Below are 17,126 nucleotides of genomic sequence, written 5' to 3' on the forward strand. Positions count from 1 at the left end.
GCAATGAGGCCTTCTTCAGACAGAAGGACCCGCTGCGGCAATCGCCGCAATTCGTTCATTCACATTCAAGTCGTACACTCCGCCATGGAAGCAAATGATTTTTTCAATATCGTAGGCTGCGAGCTTCGCTAAGGATTGGTAGGCCTCGTCCAGATCAGTCGTCTGCATCGGGTTCGGCCCTAACAGCTGATCCCCTCTCACAACCATCGCATCTCCGGCAATTAGCGTCTTAGTCGCTCGATCATATAGACTAATATGTCCGGGTGTATGGCCAGGTGTGTGAATAACGACGATGCCCTCTGCAAAATCCAGCTGCTCACCGTCTGAGACGATATCAGTCACAATGTCGCTGGAGGCTGCCTCATAAGTGCCGAATGCTTCAAGCATCTTATGCGGCTCCTTTATTAGCGGAAGCTTTCCTTCAATATACGGCTTGTCTGCGGCATGGGCATAAACGGCGATTCCCGGTTTCAGCTCCAGCATTTGAGAAACGTTTCCGATGTGATCGATATCTTGATGGGTGAGCACAATGCCCGTCAATTGATCAATGGAAAAACCAGCCGCCTGCATCTGTGATACCATTTCCTGAGTCATTCCAGGCATGCCCGTATCTACCAGTAGGTTACCTTCTTCAGAGGAGATTAGCGTAGGTGTAATCGTCCAAACTCCGTTCGCCAAAGGGATGTTTAAATCGAATGGGATAATCGCTTTTATGTTGTTCATATTTGTTGGCCTCCTATTATTGCTTTCATTTTTTCTCCTAATTTTTGTGCTGCCTGGTCAGAAAAAAATAATGCCATATTCGTTTGCGTTTCTGCTGCAAGCTCGCCCGCATATTCAAACATTTTCAATTCATAGGCTTGAACCGCCTCGTTAAGGTCTGAATGATGAATAATCATTTCTCCCAGCTCGGCAGCATCCAGCATAGCCAAATTTGCACCCGCGCCGGCAAAAGGAGACATGAGATGGGCGGCATCGCCAATTAGCGTTACGCCCGGTTTATTCTCCCACCTATGTCCAACAGGCAGCATATAAATTCTTCTTGGCGTGATGGGCCCATTCGCATGCAAAATATAATTTTTCAGTTCCTCGCTCCAATCCTCAAATAAGGAAAGCAGCTTGCGCTTAACGGATGCCGGCTCCGTATAGTCGAGTCCATTGTTATCCAGCCATTCTCTTTCCGCCGAAAAACCAAGATATATACGTATTCGATCATCCCCATTAAATTGCGCCATTATCGTTTTTTGGTCATCAAGGGCGAACATGCTTCCCGTCCCATTGAAGGCTGCAAGCTCAGGAAATTGTGCCGCAGCATTTATGATGTTGAGCTCAATCATGCTTACGCCTGAGTAAGCGGCATTTTCACCGCTAAGCAGCGGGCGAATCCGTGAAAAAGCGCCGTCGGCAGCAACTACGAGATCTACCTGATCGGTATGGCCATTTTCAAACTGCAATTCATGTCGGCCATGCTCCAGCGGCACAGCCTGCATAAGTTTATGACTCCAACGAATCGAATTCGCCCTTAAGGATTGAAACAGCAGACTAGAAAGCTTGGCCCGATCTATTTCGGGACGCCCTCCGCCTGCTGCCGATTTAATCGTTGACTGTTTTGCAGCTTCTTCATAAAACACGTTTGCTTGTTTGTCCGTCACTTTAAGCGCTTCTCCTTCAAAACGGCAAGCTGCCAAAAAGTTCTCCAGAAGCCCCGCAGACCGGAGTGCTTTTTGCCCTGTGTTCTCTTCCAGATCCAGCGTTCCTCCTTGCTGCAGCTCGGCCGAAGAGGCTGCTCGTTCATAAATGGCAGGCTCATATCCCGCTTGCTGTAAAATGCGTGCCAGCGTAAGCCCGCCTGGCCCAGCCCCAATAATAGCGATTCGTTTATGCTCGTTTCTCATTTTTCATAGCTCCTTTTTACTTACTTAACTTTCGTCTAAAACTCGTAAATCAGTTATAACATAACGAACACCGTTCGTAAAGAACATAGTTCGTTATCAACAATAAAAATATTTCTCGATGAGCTTTGTACCCGCTAAAAATCGAGTTAATTCTGCTTTTTTCATCAAAATAATTTGATAAATTCAATAAAACATCTTCCCTCAACATAATTTTCCATGGTAGTATTATACTATTGAGCAAAAAGACCTATTTTTTTCATCTTCAAGAGTAAGTACATAGTCTCAATATTTTAGGTCCTATGCACAATATGCAATTGTTTTACAAACAGAGAATAGATAAGGGAGAGAGTTATGATGATTGGCAACATGGCAAGCAAACGTATTTCTGTCGCACTTGTTTTTGCAATGGTCTTATCGATTTTTTCCACGAACTATATCGCTTTTGGGGCAGAGGCAGCCTCCTCCTCCGTGTCGTTCACAGACATCGGGAAATCTTATGCCAAGGATGAAGTAACCGCTCTAGTAGAAAAAGGCATTCTCGGCGGTTATAGCGACGGCAGCTTTAAGCCTTCGAACTCCATTACACGCGCGGAGCTAGCTAAAGTGCTAGTGCTTGCACTAGGCAAAGAGCAAGATGCTGCAAGCGCAGCACCTTTCAAAGATGTGGACAGCAACAGCTGGTATAACGGATATGTTGGCGCACTTGTGAAATCCGGCATTACGCAAGGCGTTTCCGCCGACCAATTTGCTCCGAACAAAACCGTTACACGCGAAGAGCTCGCTGTATTTTTCGTTCGCGCCTTCGGCTTGGAGCAAGCTGCTAAAGCGGTAGCGCTGGATGAGAAGCTTGCGGATCTCTCCACTGTATCGGCATGGGCGAAAAGCTCTGTTTCCTTCGCCTACCAAATCGGCTTCATTAAAGGCGTAGCCAATGCAGACGGTACAACTCGCTTCAATCCTGCGGGCGTAGCCGATCGTCAAGCGTTAGCGCGTCTAGCCTACGAATTTGTCTTCAATAAGACGACCTATGAGCTGGCAGCCGCTTCGCTCGGTGCAGCTGCTACACCTGCACCATCTGCTGCACCAACCCCAACAAACCCGCCGAAGTCATCAGACAGCAGCAGTGGTGGAAACAGTGGCGGGAATAACGGTGGAAATAACGGCGGTTCGACGAGCACTTCCATTAATTCCGCAGGTGAACATACGCTGGGTGCGGTGACTGGCGATGTGCGCATCTACACTGCGAATGTTACTCTTAAAAACACAACGATTTCGGGTAATCTGTACTTGGAAACTAGCATTGGCAATGGCGATGTAACGCTCCAGAACGTTACCGTTAGCGGATCGACGACCATTAATGGCGGCGGCCCTAACAGTATTCACGTACAAAACTCCACTCTGGCAACCGTCATTGTAGACAAGCAAGATGGAAGCATTCGTCTCGTATTGGAAAATGAGACAGATGTCCAGCAGGTTACAATTCGCTCTGGCGCTATTATCGAGACACAGCCAGGGGTTGGACAAGTTGGAAACATCAACATCGCAAGCAACGTTCCACATAACGCGCAAGTTTCGTTAAACGGCGTATTTAATTCGGTTTCCGTCTATGCTGAGCAAGCAGCCATCACGCTAGGCGAGAACGGCTCTATCGGCGAACTGAATGTATTCGCAAGCGCACTGAATAGCGTTTTCCACCTGGAACAAGGCTCTAACGTTGCAAATGCCGTACTTGATGCGATCGTTTCCTTCCTTGGACAAGGTTCGATTACTGATGCAGTGGTCAATGCAGACGGCGTAGACTTCAGCTCGCTGCCAAGCCAGCCAAACCTGCAAGCAGATCCTGCGGTTTCCAGCATCATTGCAGAACCTGCACTAGGCTTTGAGCTTTCAGCGATTGGAGCAACTCGTCAAATCGTTGCGACAGGCGTGAAATACACAGCTAACGCTAAAGATATTACGACGCATTCCAACTGGACCAGTTCAGATGCTTCTGTAGCTGAAGTCGTATATGGCAAGGTTAAAGCTGTCGGCGAAGGCACGACCTTCATTACAGCAACCTATGGCTTGTACAATGTGCAGGTTCCTGTAACGGTAGCCGTTTATGAGCAAGGGTACCCGACGATTTCCGCTGTACAAGTAACGAACGGCGCAGTCGATGTTGCTTTTGATCAGCAAGTGGATGATGTGAGCCTGTCTGATTTCGCAATTTCCGCAACATTGAACGGTGCAGCTTATGAGCTGAGCGGCTTGCAATATGCGAATGGCAAAATCACCTTTAATCCGGTTCAAAGCTATGGCTCCACGCTGTACGTACATGTAGAAGCGAATGAAGCCAAAACCAAGTTCGCAGGCAGCCAAAGCGGCGCAGTTAAACTGACAGGCTTCGGCGGTACCATCAACGATGTTGCCCGTAATCCTGTAGCTAACCTGACGATTGAGTTCCGCAAAGGCCTCGGTGCTACAAGTGGCCCTGTTGTTGGAACAGCTGTAACCGATGCTAACGGAAGATATTACATTTATTTGGCTCCTGGCATTTACACAGGTGAGCTGGGCGGCGTAGGCACGCCATATGTAACGACCTATATGACTGCTGTCTCGGCAGTAAATGTAAATAACCAAAATGAAAACCAGACTGCAATCGGCATCCCGTCTGAAAATGAAACGCGTATCGTATTAACATGGGGCAAGGACCCTGCCGATCTGGATTCCCATCTCATTGGCCCAGCTGTACAAGGCGGAATCTTCCACACTTGGTATGCGGATAAAGCTTATTATTATAACAATTCCAAAATTGCTGATCTGGATTTAGATGACACGTCATCATATGGACCAGAAACAACAACAATCCGTAAAGATACAAACGGCACGTATACTTTCTATGTGCATCACTACTCCGGAGCAAGCACAATTTCGGCTTCCGGTGCCAAAATTGAAGTGTACCGCGGTTCTTCCCCTACACCAATCAAAGTGTACGAAGTGCCAACCGATAGAGGCAACGAGATTTATTGGACGGTATTCACGATGACCATCACGGATGGCCAAGTTACATTCACGGATGTTAATGCATTCTCGAATACGAATCCTGTACGGGGTCTGAACCTTGTAGATAACAATCAAAGACCTACTGAAGAACCGGAGCAAGAAGAAGAACCAGAACAACAACCGGAGCAGGAGCAGCAACCTGATCCACAAACAGCACCTTAACAGTCTGTAAAAAATAACGCAGCGGCAGCGCCTTAAACTTCAAGCAGGCGTTGTATGAACCATCAAAAAACAGCATGACCGATTCAGCGGTCATGCTGTTTTTTTGCCTTTCTAACTATAGGCTTGCTCCTCGCACCTAGCTGTTACGAGTGTTCGGCAAACGTGTCGCCCACCAAACCCACCAGATTAGCAGCGGCTGGAACAGCAGCCTGATCCATAACGCTGCCTGCGAGGTGTCTGTCGATCCGGGAGCTGGAATCCCATAGATTGCAGCGTAAATATTAGCGGGAAAAATCAGCACTAAATACCAAACAATCCAATTTCCCGTCTGCCGCCTCACAGCTGGCACTAACAGCAGCAGCGCAAATATCCACTCCGCTATACCTGTCGCATAAATGATTTCAAGCCGCAAGGGAACAAAATCGGGGAGCATTTCAGCAAAGCCCTGCGCCTCCCGAAAATGATAAAACCCCGCAGCCACAAATAATAAAGCAAATAATACACAGCCAATGAATCTGGCTGCCGTTGTCCGCTGCTGCCGCATCTTCCGTCATACTCCTTCCAATTGCTTTTATTATCTATTACCCACATTCCCATTCATACATAAAAGGATGGACATTTAGCCAAATTATGACTTGGAGAGCTTTGGCGGCTAGTGCGATCCCCTACCTAGCCGCACTCCTATCCTATTTAAGGAGGGTGCACTGGCATGTTTTTCAACCATACAAAATCAGGTGGCTTGAATCAGCCAAAGGGCGGCTCTCCCCGGAAGAAGCATAAGGAAGAACCGTTCAGCGCTTCGCTCAAATCCAATATAGATACCTTTACTAAACTGCTCGGTCATAGCTCTGATCTCGAAATTAAGCCTTTTGCAAGCGACTTGGCTCCTGAGATTACGATGTCGCTCGTTTATTTGAGCGAAATGGTCAATGAGACGACGTTAAATGAATCGGTCCTGCGCCCCTTAATGGAGGAAGATCAACAAGCGGAGGAGCGCAGCAACGCTTTAATTCATTTGATTAAGGAACAAATTATACAGGTCGGCTCGACTTATTGTACCGATTCCATAGAAGAAGCGATCGATATGCTGCTGAATGGCTATTGTCTCCTGCTTGTCCAAGAAGCAAACAGCGGGCTGATGATTAATGTCAGCAGCAAAGAAGGCAGAACGGTCAGTGAGCCGACTACCCAAACCGTGCTGCGCGGGCCACAGCAAAGCTTCAATGAAATCTTAAGTACAAATATTAATCTGATGCGCCAAATCATTAAGTCGCCGGATTTGCATATCGAGTCCATGGTTGTTGGCAGCCAAACACGTACGCAAATTGCGATGCTTTATTTGAACGGCGTCGCCTCAGCCGAGGCTGTAAAGACCGTTCGCGACCGCCTTGAGGCCATTGAAGTCAGCGGCATTCTGGAGAGCGGCTATATCGAAGCACTCATTCAGGAAAAAACATATACGCCCTTCCCAACGCTGATGAACACCGAGCGCCCAGATGCGGTTGCCGGAGGCATATTGGAGGGACAAATTGCGATTGTTGTGGATGGCACGCCATTCGTGCTGCTTGCGCCGGTCACGCTGTTTCAATTTTTCCAGACACCGGAGGACTATTACCACCGCTTTGATATCGCTACCTTCCTGCGGCTGATTCGTTTCGTATCTTTTCTCATTTCCATGCTGCTGCCAGCCCTATATATTGCCGTGACAACCTTCCATCAGGAAATGCTGCCAACTACACTGCTCATCACGCTTGCTGCCCAGCGGGAGGGCATTCCGTTTCCGGGGCTGGTCGAGGCGCTAATTATGGAGATGACCTTTGAAGTATTGCGGGAAGCAGGCGTACGGATGCCCAGGGCTATTGGTCCTGCCATCTCCATCGTAGGCGCACTCGTCTTAGGACAAGCCGCCGTAGATGCCGGAATCGTATCCGCCGGCATGGTCATGGTCGTGTCCTTTACCGCCATATCCAGCTTTGTCATTCCACAATTCAATATTGCGATTTCCGCTAGGCTCATTCGCTTTACGTTCATGCTGCTCGCTGGCGTGTTCGGCTTTATGGGCATTGTCGCCGGATTTATGGCGATGCTCATCCATTTGGCGGGACTTGAATCGTTTGGCGTTCCGTATATGACGCCGCTTGCTCCCTTCAATTGGTCGGCCATGAAGGATACGTTCATTCGCGCACCCCATAAGGTTCTGTTGAAGCGGGAAGCTGCAAATAAAATTAATCGCACCAGCAAGGCCGAATGACGGTTAGCTGCTCGAATTTAGACGAGAGCCCGCGGTAACCAGAGGCGGCGTACGCTGAAAGGAGGACTCCGAATATGTATCGCCTGCTAACACGCAGCGCAGGCTCTTTGCTCATCCTCATGCTGCTCGGCGGCTGCTGGAATCGCGTTGAAATGAATGAAATCGGCATTATTTCTGCCACGGCAGTAGACTGGGAAAAAGGGAAATGGATTGTATCTTACCAGATGGTCATCCCGCAGGCCATTTCCTCTCAAGGCAACAGCGCCGCTACGGGCGATGCTCCGGTGAACGTCTTCTCGACCGAGGCAGAGAGCATTCGCAAAGCCATCGGCGATGCCAGCCGCGAAATGTCGCGCAAGCTTTATTTTGCCCATAATCAAATCATTGTCATTAGCGAGACGGTCGCAAAGAAGGGAATCTCGCCGCTGATGGAAATTTATATGCGCAACACCGATGCTCGCGAAACCGTGTCGATGTTCATAGCCAAGGGCAAAGCGCGCAAGCTTATTGAGCAGATGCTCCCGGTGGAGAAAATTCCCGGCACGGCTGTCCAGCGTCTGGTCGAAAACGAAGCTGCAAGCAGCTCCGTCTATCCCGATATGACAATGTATCGCATTTTACTCGAGCTGCTTGGCCCTACGCAGGCAACCGGCATTCCTGAGCTGGAAATTTCCGGTTCCAAGCAGCCTCTCAGCTCCGTAAGCTCTCTGCAGAACACCTATACCCGGGCAAAAATCAAGCTGGGAGACCTTGGCGTTATATCCGGCGACAAGCTGGCCGGTTGGCTCACACCGGATGAAGCGGCCGGCGTCATGTGGCTGTCCGATCAGGTCAAGCGGACGACCATTAGCTTTGATTGCAGAGGCCAGGGAAGCAAAAAGGATTCCTCCGTCATTATAGGGGGTGCCTCAACAAAGGTGAAGCCGGAGCAGCGGGCCGATGGGAGATGGGTCATGAATGTAAGTGTCAAAGCCAATGGGACACTCCTTGAATACACTTGCCCGAACGATCTTCAGCAGCCGGGGCTGTTAAAGCAGGAGGAGCAAAGAATCGCCGAAGAAATTAAACACGGGATGGAAACGAGCTGGAAGGCGGCTAGCCGTCTGAAGACGGATATCGTCGGCTTCGGCAAAGCCATAAGCATGAAATATCCGCAGCAGTGGAAACAAATACAGAAGGATTGGAATGAGGAATTTCCCGAGACGGTGCTGAATTTGGATGTCAAATTCAAGCTTGCCCGCATTGGGTTCAGCAACTATACCTTCAAAGAGGCGCAATCAAAAACGAGAAAATAGCGACGGCATGTCTGCACGCGCAGCCTGCGCTGCATTCTATTACACGCTCGAAGGAGGGGGAAAATGCGATGGCGAAGGCACCCAAAATAGGCAAGTGGCAGCTTGCCATCATGATCTTGCTTTTCCAAATCGGCAGCACACCCCTCTTCGAGCTCGGCGTGGATGCCAAGCAGGATTCATGGCTTGCGATGGCGCTCGGGGCAGCGATTGGCGGGATTTTTCTCTGGATGCTGCTGCGCATTCAAACTCGGTCCCCAGACGCTGATATGCCAGAGCTCTATAAACAGCTGTTCGGCAAATGGCTGGGTTTTACGCTTGCTGTGCCGCAGGCACTCATATTTGCCTATGAATCGATGCGAAACGTCCGCGATTTTGGCGAACTGACCGTCATGACCATTTTGAACAAAACGCCGCAATGGAGCATTATGCTGCTCATCATTTTATTGTCCTTATACGCGATTTGGAAAGGAGTCGAGGTGTTTTTTCGGCTGGTGGAGCTGCTGTTTCCGATCGTATTTTTCAGCTATATTCTGCTTATCGCGCTGCTTATTCAGACCGGACTGCCGGACTATCACCGCCTGCTGCCGATTATGGGCGATGGCCTAGCGCCGATTTTCAAAGCGGCCGTGCCGGATATCGTCGCGTTTCCATTCGCACAGATGCTAACGATGCTGATGTTCTGGAAATATGTAAAGCCGATTGCCTCAAGGCTTCGCACCACCTACAGCGCTTATACGATCGTCTCCCTGTTTCTGGTTTTCATGAATATGCTCATTATGTCCGTGCTCGGCCCTGCGCTCTCTGGCTACAGCATGATGCCTTTTCTTGAAGCCGTCCAGCTCATTCGCATTGCCGATTTTCTGGAACGGCTCGATGTAGTCGTAACGATTCTGCTTATTATCGGGCTGTTCGTCAAGCTGTCGCTGCTTTTTATGGCCGCTGTCCTGGCGCTCAGCTCACTGCTGAAAATTCCGTACCGCAAATGCGCAATCATCGTCGCAGTACTGATTTACAGCGCCTCCTTTGCCGAACCAAACAATACGGTTCATCTGTGGATCGGGCTGAAGTATACGGTAAAATACGTAACTCCTGTGCAAATAGCCATTCTCTTTATCGCCTTCCTGCTCGGCTTTTTTCGCAAAGCCAAGCCTGCCAGCCGAACGCAATAGGGTCGAGGATCTACTTTCAAATAATAATCCTGTATAATAGTGTTAACTATCTTCACATGAAGGGGTGGATACTATCGTACAATCGCTGCTGCAGCTAACAATCCGCGATATTTTACAACGGCCGCTGTTCCACAAAGCCGAGGTGCTCGCAAGTGAAGAAGCCTTAAACCGCACCGTCAGATGGGTCCACATTATGGAGGTCATTCAAGCTGGCCAGCTTTTAAGCGGCGGCGAGCTGATTTTGACGACAGGCATCGGCTGGCAGGAGGATGAAGAACGAAGCTTGATTTTTCTGCAGCAATTGCTCGATTCCGGCGCATCTGGGCTGTGCATTGAGCTGGTCACTTATACTTCCAGACCGCCGGCACGCATGCTGGAGCAGGCAAAACGCGAGCATTTCCCCATTCTCCTCTTCCACGAGCAAGTCCGCTACATTGATATCACCCAGGATCTTCATGCCCACTTCATTAATCAGCATCATAAAATGGTGTCCGAACTGGAGACGTTATCCAGGCAGCTCGGACAGCTGCTCCTGTCCGGCAAGGGCCTGAGGCCCCTTCTGGAGCTGCTTCAGCAAACAACGGGTGCACAGGTCGCTTTTTTTCCCTTGAATGCCGAAGCCCAGTTTGTCCCCTTCATGACGAAAGCGAAAGCCGACAAATTTTACGAGCGGTGGATTTACAATGAAATGTTCCCCGCTCCGCTGCTGAGCCAGCAGCTTGCTCATCGGCCCATTGTGGCGATTGGCCATCTATTCGCTGATTTGCTCATTCACGCGCGGCAGGAGCTGACCGAATTTCAAATTCTTGCGCTGGATCGCTGTGCGACTGCGGTAGCCCAGGAAATGATGCGCACGCAATATGCCGAGGAAAAACGCCGCTTCCAAGACGATCTCTGGCTTGGCGACTGGCTTTCCGGCAAACATGGCTTAACCGAAATCAACGATTATATTCGCCATATTAAACCGTCTGCCAAGCTTGGCAGCGTAGCGGTATGTGTGTTTCAGCTGGAAGCCTCGCACATGGAAGAGGCGGATTTTGAATCGCTGCTGCTCCAGCGCTACCGGGTGGCGCGGGCGATTTTTGAGGGAGACGGCTTTTATTTGCTCCCGCTGTTGCTGCAAGGGCAAATCGTGTTTATTTTGCTGGATCAGCTGGAGCGCCAAAAATGGAAGGAGCGCCTGCTGCAAGCGGTTGAGCGGATGCGCAAGACGGAGATGAAGCAGGAGCCTGCGCTCTTCTCCGGGCTTTGGGGCATTGGCAAGCTTGCCGCGCAAATCGACCAAGCAGCCGAAAGCTATGCAACCGCCAAAGAGACGCTTGCTATACAGCGGGATGCCGGGCCGCTGCCAGCCCCCTTTTTCGATGAGCTGCATACGTACAAAATCATTTCCGCGCTGAAAAAAAGCGGGATGCTGGATGAACTGATCCGCGAATACATTGAGCCGCTTGTCTCCTATGACAAGGAAAAGCACGGCCAGCTGCTGCTGACGCTGAAAACCTATTTAATCCGCTCCGGCTCCAAGCAGGATACGGCCCGCGAGCTGTTCATCGCCCGGCAGACGCTGTATCATCGCTTGGATAAAATCATTGCGCTGCTGGGCGAAGATTTTATGAACGCCGATAAGCGGCTCGCCATTGAACTCGCAGTGAACGCCTATGAATATACGCGCGGAGCCATCCGCTAAAGGGGCAGCGGATGGCAAGGATTATGCTGATGGCGCAGCACTTGGGCTGGAAGAGGATGCAGCAGCAGATGCCCGGGACTGCGCCAGCTGCTTAATCAGCAAATTGGTTAAATATTTGCGCGCTTCGGCAGTAAGCAGCTGAACCGTTGCGGCTTCTCCGCCCGGATGCTGGAGCGTTACCGTCGCTCCGCTCAAATTTTCCTCAATGTGGATAAATTTAAACTGCCGGACCATATAGCCGTCCAGCTTCGCCTTCTCCTCCAAAACCTGCTGATATTCCGACACTTCGATCCCTCCTTGCTATCATTGAACCGTCTATTTGCTGCTTATGCCGACCGCTTTATAAGAAGCAGCAGGCAGCTCCCCCTGCACGGGCTGTTTGTAGGGCGCGCGCTTTACATATTGTCCGGCGCCTGCCCGTCCGACGAAGGCTAGATCGCGAATGACAAATTCGCCGCGAGAGAGCACGCTGACCGGGGCTCCCGTTACAGCTATCCCTTCAAACGGGTTATAGTCCACATTCATATGATGCGCTGCTTCCGAGATAACCCTCTGGATCGTCGGGTCGAAAATCACAATGTCGGCATCGCTGCCTACCGCAATCGTGCCCTTGCGTGGAAACAGCCCGAACAGCTTCGCGCTGCGCGTCGAGACGAGATCGACAAACTGGTTCAGCGTCAATCGCCCTTTCCCCACGCCTTCGGAATAAAGCAGCGAGAAGCGGTCTTCGATGACCGGCCCGCCATTCGGAATTTTGCTGAAATCTTCGCGTCCAAGCTCTTTTTGCCCGCTGAAATTAAAGGAGCATTGGTCCGAGCCGATCGTTTGCAGCCCGCCCGTGCGCAGCGCATTCCACAAGACATCTTGATGCCGAGCCTCGCGCAGCGGGGGCGACCACACGTACTTGGCTCCCTCAAAATCCGGCAGCTCCAAATACGATTGGTCGAGCAGCAAATATTGCGGACAGGTTTCGCCCCAGATGTCGAAGCCCTGCTCCCTCGCCTCAGCAATCGCTCTTACCGCCTCCTCGCAGGTGACATGCACGACGTACAGCCTTGCTCCCGTCAACCCTGCAAGCTTTGCCGCTCTTCCTGTCGCCTCTCCCTCAAGCATGGATGGCCGGGTCAGCGCATGATAGATCGGCTCCGTATGTCCTTCCGCCAACGCCTTGGCAACGAGATAGTCGATGACATCGCCGTTCTCGGCATGGACCATAACCATCGCTCCCAGTTCGCTTGCCGTCAGCATCGTACGGTAGAGCGTGCCGTCGTCAGCTTGGAAAACATTTTTGTAAGCCATAAACACCTTGAACGACGTAATGCCCTCCGTGTGGACAATTTCCGGCAGCTCGGCCAGCACCGCATCGTTGATTTCGCCAATCATCAGATGGAAGCCGTAGTCGATGGCCGACTTTCCAGCTGATTTCGCGTGCCACCTCTGAATCGAATCCGCCAGCGGCTTGCCTTTATCCGTCAGGCAAAAATCAATAATCGTCGTCGTTCCGCCAAACGCGGCAGCAATCGTCCCCGTCTCAAAATTATCCGCCGTCACCGTACCGCCGAACGGCATATCCAGATGCGTATGCGGATCAATGCCGCCGGGAAACAAATATTTTCCAGATGCATCGATGATTTCCGCGCCGATAGCCGCACCAGCAGCTTCCAGCCCCGTCCCGATAGCCTGGATGATGCCCCCCTCAATCAGCACATCCGCCTGATACGTGTCCACAGCCGTTACAATCGTTCCATTTCGAATGAGCTTCGCCTTCTCCATATGCTACACCGCCTCTCTCGCACTTGATTTGGCATTCCCTTCGCTGCCGCCCATGCCCGCGATCGCTTGCTGGCGCTCATTCCAAGTCATCGGCAGCTCGGAAGACGGCACCTCGACCATTGAGATTGCCCCTTCGACTGGGCAAACGATGGAGCATAAATTGCAGCCGACGCAATCCTCTTCCCTCACCTTCAAGAAAGCGCGCCCGCCTTCGTCCGTATGCCGCTCGATACATTGATGCGAGGTATCCTCGCAGGCGATATGGCATTTGTTGCATACGATACATTCTTCCTCATGAATGCGGGCTACGACTTGGTAATTCAAATCGAGATCGCCCCAGTCCGAATAACGGGACACCGATTTGCCGATCAGCTCCATCGCCGACGATAAACCCTTGTCATCCAAGTAATTGTTCATGCCGTCGATCATGTCCTCGACAATGCTGAAGCCATGATGCATCGCTGCCGTACACACTTGAACCCCCGTTGCGCCCATAAGCATAAATTCGACCGCATCGCGCCAATTGGAAATGCCGCCGATACCTGAAATCGGAATGTTCACCTGTGGGTTGCGAGCGCATTCTGCGACCATATTGAGCGCGATTGGCTTCACGGCAGGGCCGCAATAGCCGCCATGCGCACCCTTCCCGCCCACATGCGGAATCGTCAGCCAAGAATCCAAATCGACGCCAGCAAGGGAGTTAATCGTGTTAATTAAGGAAATGGCATCCGCGCCGCCCCGCGTCGCCGCCTTTGCCGTCGCCGTAATATCGGTAATATTGGGCGTCAGCTTGACGATAACCGGCGTCTGCGCTGCCTCCTTTGCCCACATCGTCTGCGCTTCGACCAGATCCGGCTGCTGCCCGGAAGCAGCCCCCATGCCGCGCTCCGCCATGCCATGCGGACAGCCAAAGTTCAGCTCAAGGCCATCAACGCCGACCGCCTCGACCTTTTTGACGATTTCATGCCATTTCTCCCGGCTTGGCTCCACCATCAGCGAAGCGATGACGGCATGATTCGGGAATCTCTTTTTTGTCTCATAGATTTCCTTTAAGTTGACCTCCAGCGGGCGATCCGTAATCAGCTCAATATTGTTGAAGCCCGCAACCCGCTGCCCGTTGAAATGTACGGCAGCAAAGCGAGAGGACGTATTGATAATGGGATCGCCCAGCGTCTTCCACACTGCGCCGCCCCAGCCCGCCTCGAATGCGCGCTGCACCTGGTAGCCCGTATTGGTAGGCGGCGCAGATGCCAGCCAGAAAGGATTTGGAGAGGCAATACCCGCTAGATTAATGCGCAAATCAGCCATTGTCGTTTCCCTCCTTATGCCTTCGATATTTGATAAGATGCGAATTGGCACAGCTGCGTTTATAGCAGCTTGGCATTAATTGATGAGCCTGCTGCCGTGTCATTCCCATGCAATAGTCACATACGGGATTTCGCCCCATGCGGAGCCGACCCAGCCCATTTTGACGCTGCTTTCCTTATGCCTATGCCGGCTCCTCCTGCAGCTTAACCAACTGCCTATAAATAGCATAAGCTGCCTTCTTGCCCTGCTGGGCGGCCGAGACGACCATCGCCTCTCCTTGGCCTTCGCCGAAAATAACGTCCCCAGCGGCAAAAATTTGCGGATCGGACGTTTGATAGCTGCTCTCGTCGACCGTTACAATGCCGCGTTTATGCGCGATGCCTAGCTGCTCGATCAATGGCAGATGGCGCGTTTGTCCAATTGCTAGAATAACAGCGTCCACTTCCAGCTTGAACGTCGATCCGGGAATCGGTACGGGACGCGCCCGCCCTTCTTCCGTTTCCTCCAGCTCCATCATGAGGCATTCGAGTGCCGTCACTTGCCCCTTGGCATTCCCGATAATGCGGGCCGGCGCTGCCAGCCATTGAAATTCAACGCCATCCTGCTTGGCGAAATCATATTCGAACGCATATGCCGTCATTTCGGCGGCGCTGCGGCGGTAGACCATTTTCACTTGCATGGCGCCAAGTCGTACCGAGCAGGTCGCCGCATCAATGGCCGTGTTGCCTGCGCCGATAACGGCGACACGTTTGCCCGCTATGTCGGTGCGCACAGCCGTTTTCGTCGACTCCACAAAATCAATGGCATCAAATACGCCGTCCAGCGTTTCGCCTTCAATGCCAAGCGACGGTACCTTCGACATGCCAATGGCCAGCACGATGGCATCATATTCGCGGCGCAGCTGCTCCATGCCCACATCTACGCCAACCTTTGTATTCGTCCGAATGTCTACGCCTAGCTGCCGTACTTGCTCAACCTCCCAGAGCGAAATCTCCTGCGGCAGCCGGAAGGAGACGATGCCATACGTATCTAGACCGCCCGCTTGCTCCTTCGCCTCGAATACGGTCACGGCAAAGCCGAACCGCGCCAGCTCCCGCGCTGCCGACAGCCCGGCTGGACCGCCGCCGATTATCGCGACGCGCTTGCCGTTGCTCTTGCCGGCCGTGAACAGCTGCTGCTCATTATGAATCGCCCAATCTGTAGCATAACGCTGCAAATCGCCAATGCGAATCGGCGTGGAGGAATGATTCAGCACGCATGCGCCCTCGCACAGCTCCTCGGTTGGACATACGCGCGAGCAGGTCGCCCCAACCGGGTTGGCATCCATAATCGCTCTGGCGGAGCCTTTCAAATTGCCGGAAGCGATCTTTTTAATAAAAGAAGGGATATTAATACCTGTTGGGCAGGCCGCAATGCACGGTGCATCATAGCAATACAAACAGCGATTCGATTCATCGATCGCTTCCTTCGGCTTCATGCCTGCCTTCACCTCGGCGAAATTGCGCCGGAGCGATTGCTCCGATATAAAGACGATGCCCATAGCTGCTTCCCCTCCTATTTTTTAAACCGCCTATTGTATGATGAAAATGATCCACTATTCGCTTATTCGCTTATCTGTTTATCCGTTTATCTGTTTACACTCACAAGCTGACGAGATTGTCATACGTCTCCGGGCGGCGGTCGCGGTAAAACTGCCATGCCTCGCGCACTTCGCGAATCAGCTCTTTATCCAGCACGCCCATGACGATTTCCTCCTTATCCCGGCTCCCGATTGCCGTAATCGCCCCACGCGGATTGACCAAATACGATTGCCCATAAAACTCGCCCATCTTCCAAGGCTCCTCTACACCCACACGGTTGATCGCCGCAACATAATAGCCATTTGCCACCGCATGGGCAGGCTGCTCCAGCTTCCATAGATACTCCGAGGTTCCCGCAACCGTCGCCGATGGATTAAACACGATTTCCGCTCCGTTCAGCCCCAGTGCCCGCGCCCCTTCCGGGAAATGGCGGTCATAGCATATATACACGCCAACCTTGGCGTACGCCGTATCAAAGACGGGATAACCGAGATTGCCCGGTTTAAAATAAAACTTCTCCCAAAAGCCGCTCCCGCCGCCGCCCGCAGCGACATGAGGAATATGATGCTTGCGGTATTTGCCAACATAAGCGCCATCCGCATCAATAACGGCAGCGGTGTTGTAATAAGTGGCGATGCCCTCCCGCTCGTAAATCGGCAAAATAATGACGATGCCGCATTCCTTCGCCAGCTCCTGAAAAAGCCGTGTCGTTGGCCCGTTCGGAATTTCTTCCGCAGCGGCATACCATTTCGTCTGCTGCTCCGCGCAAAAATAAGGGCCATAAAAAATTTCCTGAAGCGATACGATTTGTGCGCCTTGAGCCGCAGCTTCCCTTATCATGCGGATATGCTTCTCTATTGCAGCCGCCTTATGCGCCTCGACAGACTCGCTGCCATGCAATTCGTTCGAAGCTTGAATTAATGCAATCGATACCTTGCTCATCCCGTTTTCGCTCACTTTGGCC

The 17,126-nt window shown here is 51.7% G+C and carries 13 protein-coding genes; 5 read left to right on the top strand and 8 right to left on the bottom strand.

The features are described 5' to 3' along the window. Window positions 1–15: 15 nt before the first annotated feature. Window positions 16–723 carry an MBL fold metallo-hydrolase gene (locus BBD42_RS05310; protein WP_099517313.1) on the bottom strand — a complete coding sequence of 236 codons (708 nt, stop codon included), beginning with the start codon at window positions 721–723 and terminating at the stop codon, window positions 16–18. After that, on the bottom strand, window positions 720–1,895 hold the full coding sequence (locus BBD42_RS05315; protein ID WP_099517314.1) for an FAD-dependent oxidoreductase: 1,176 nt from the start codon (window positions 1,893–1,895) through the stop codon (window positions 720–722). The genes BBD42_RS05310 and BBD42_RS05315 overlap by 4 nt, the downstream gene beginning before the upstream one ends. Window positions 1,896–2,246: 351 nt before the next feature. On the opposite strand from BBD42_RS05315, the gene BBD42_RS05320 reads away from it, so the two are divergent. Beyond that, entirely contained in the window at window positions 2,247–5,099 is a 2,853-nt protein-coding gene (locus tag BBD42_RS05320) for an S-layer homology domain-containing protein (protein WP_099517315.1), read from the top strand. Between the two features lie 136 nt (window positions 5,100–5,235). On the opposite strand, the gene BBD42_RS05325 is transcribed toward BBD42_RS05320, so the two are convergent. Beyond that, window positions 5,236–5,643, bottom strand: a complete 408-nt coding sequence (locus BBD42_RS05325; protein ID WP_099517316.1) for a DoxX family protein — start codon at window positions 5,641–5,643, stop codon at window positions 5,236–5,238. 165 nt (window positions 5,644–5,808) lie between these two features. Here BBD42_RS05325 and BBD42_RS05330 point away from each other — a divergent pair, with 165 nt between their 5' ends. The 4 genes from BBD42_RS05330 to BBD42_RS05345 all read left to right on the top strand — a co-directional run bounded on the left by BBD42_RS05330 (window position 5,809) and on the right by BBD42_RS05345 (window position 11,501). Then, entirely contained in the window at window positions 5,809–7,350 is a 1,542-nt protein-coding gene (locus BBD42_RS05330) for a spore germination protein (protein ID WP_099517317.1), read from the top strand. A 74-nt stretch (window positions 7,351–7,424) separates the two neighbouring features. Beyond that, window positions 7,425–8,645 carry a Ger(x)C family spore germination protein gene (locus tag BBD42_RS05335; RefSeq protein WP_099517318.1) on the top strand — a complete coding sequence of 407 codons (1,221 nt, stop codon included), beginning with the start codon at window positions 7,425–7,427 and terminating at the stop codon, window positions 8,643–8,645. A gap of 68 nt (window positions 8,646–8,713) precedes the next feature. After that, a complete protein-coding gene (locus BBD42_RS05340; protein WP_099517319.1) occupies window positions 8,714–9,814 on the top strand; it encodes a GerAB/ArcD/ProY family transporter in 1,101 nt (366 codons plus the stop codon). Window positions 9,815–9,878: 64 nt separating this feature from the next. Further along, complete coding sequence (locus tag BBD42_RS05345; protein ID WP_237163378.1) at window positions 9,879–11,501, top strand: PucR family transcriptional regulator; 1,623 nt, start codon at window positions 9,879–9,881, stop codon at window positions 11,499–11,501. Between the two features lie 21 nt (window positions 11,502–11,522). Here the strand turns inward: BBD42_RS05345 and BBD42_RS05350 are convergent, their stop codons facing one another. From BBD42_RS05350 to BBD42_RS05370, 5 genes are all read right to left on the bottom strand, one after another. Beyond that, complete coding sequence (locus BBD42_RS05350) at window positions 11,523–11,786, bottom strand: hypothetical protein (protein WP_099517320.1); 264 nt, start codon at window positions 11,784–11,786, stop codon at window positions 11,523–11,525. 30 nt (window positions 11,787–11,816) lie between these two features. Beyond that, on the bottom strand, window positions 11,817–13,274 hold the full coding sequence (gene hydA / locus BBD42_RS05355) for a dihydropyrimidinase (RefSeq protein WP_099517321.1): 1,458 nt from the start codon (window positions 13,272–13,274) through the stop codon (window positions 11,817–11,819). 3 nt (window positions 13,275–13,277) lie between these two features. Next, entirely contained in the window at window positions 13,278–14,582 is a 1,305-nt protein-coding gene (preA, locus tag BBD42_RS05360; protein WP_099517322.1) for an NAD-dependent dihydropyrimidine dehydrogenase subunit PreA, read from the bottom strand. Window positions 14,583–14,763: 181 nt separating this feature from the next. Then, window positions 14,764–16,122, bottom strand: a complete 1,359-nt coding sequence (locus BBD42_RS05365) for an NAD(P)-dependent oxidoreductase (protein ID WP_099517323.1) — start codon at window positions 16,120–16,122, stop codon at window positions 14,764–14,766. A gap of 100 nt (window positions 16,123–16,222) precedes the next feature. After that, the gene (locus BBD42_RS05370) at window positions 16,223–17,104 is read right to left on the bottom strand and encodes a nitrilase-related carbon-nitrogen hydrolase (RefSeq protein ID WP_099521471.1); all 882 of its coding nucleotides are present in this window, start codon (window positions 17,102–17,104) and stop codon (window positions 16,223–16,225) included. Window positions 17,105–17,126: the final 22 nt, after the last annotated feature.

It is taken from the genome of Paenibacillus sp. BIHB 4019 (assembly GCF_002741035.1).
Classification (GTDB): domain Bacteria; phylum Bacillota; class Bacilli; order Paenibacillales; family Paenibacillaceae; genus Pristimantibacillus.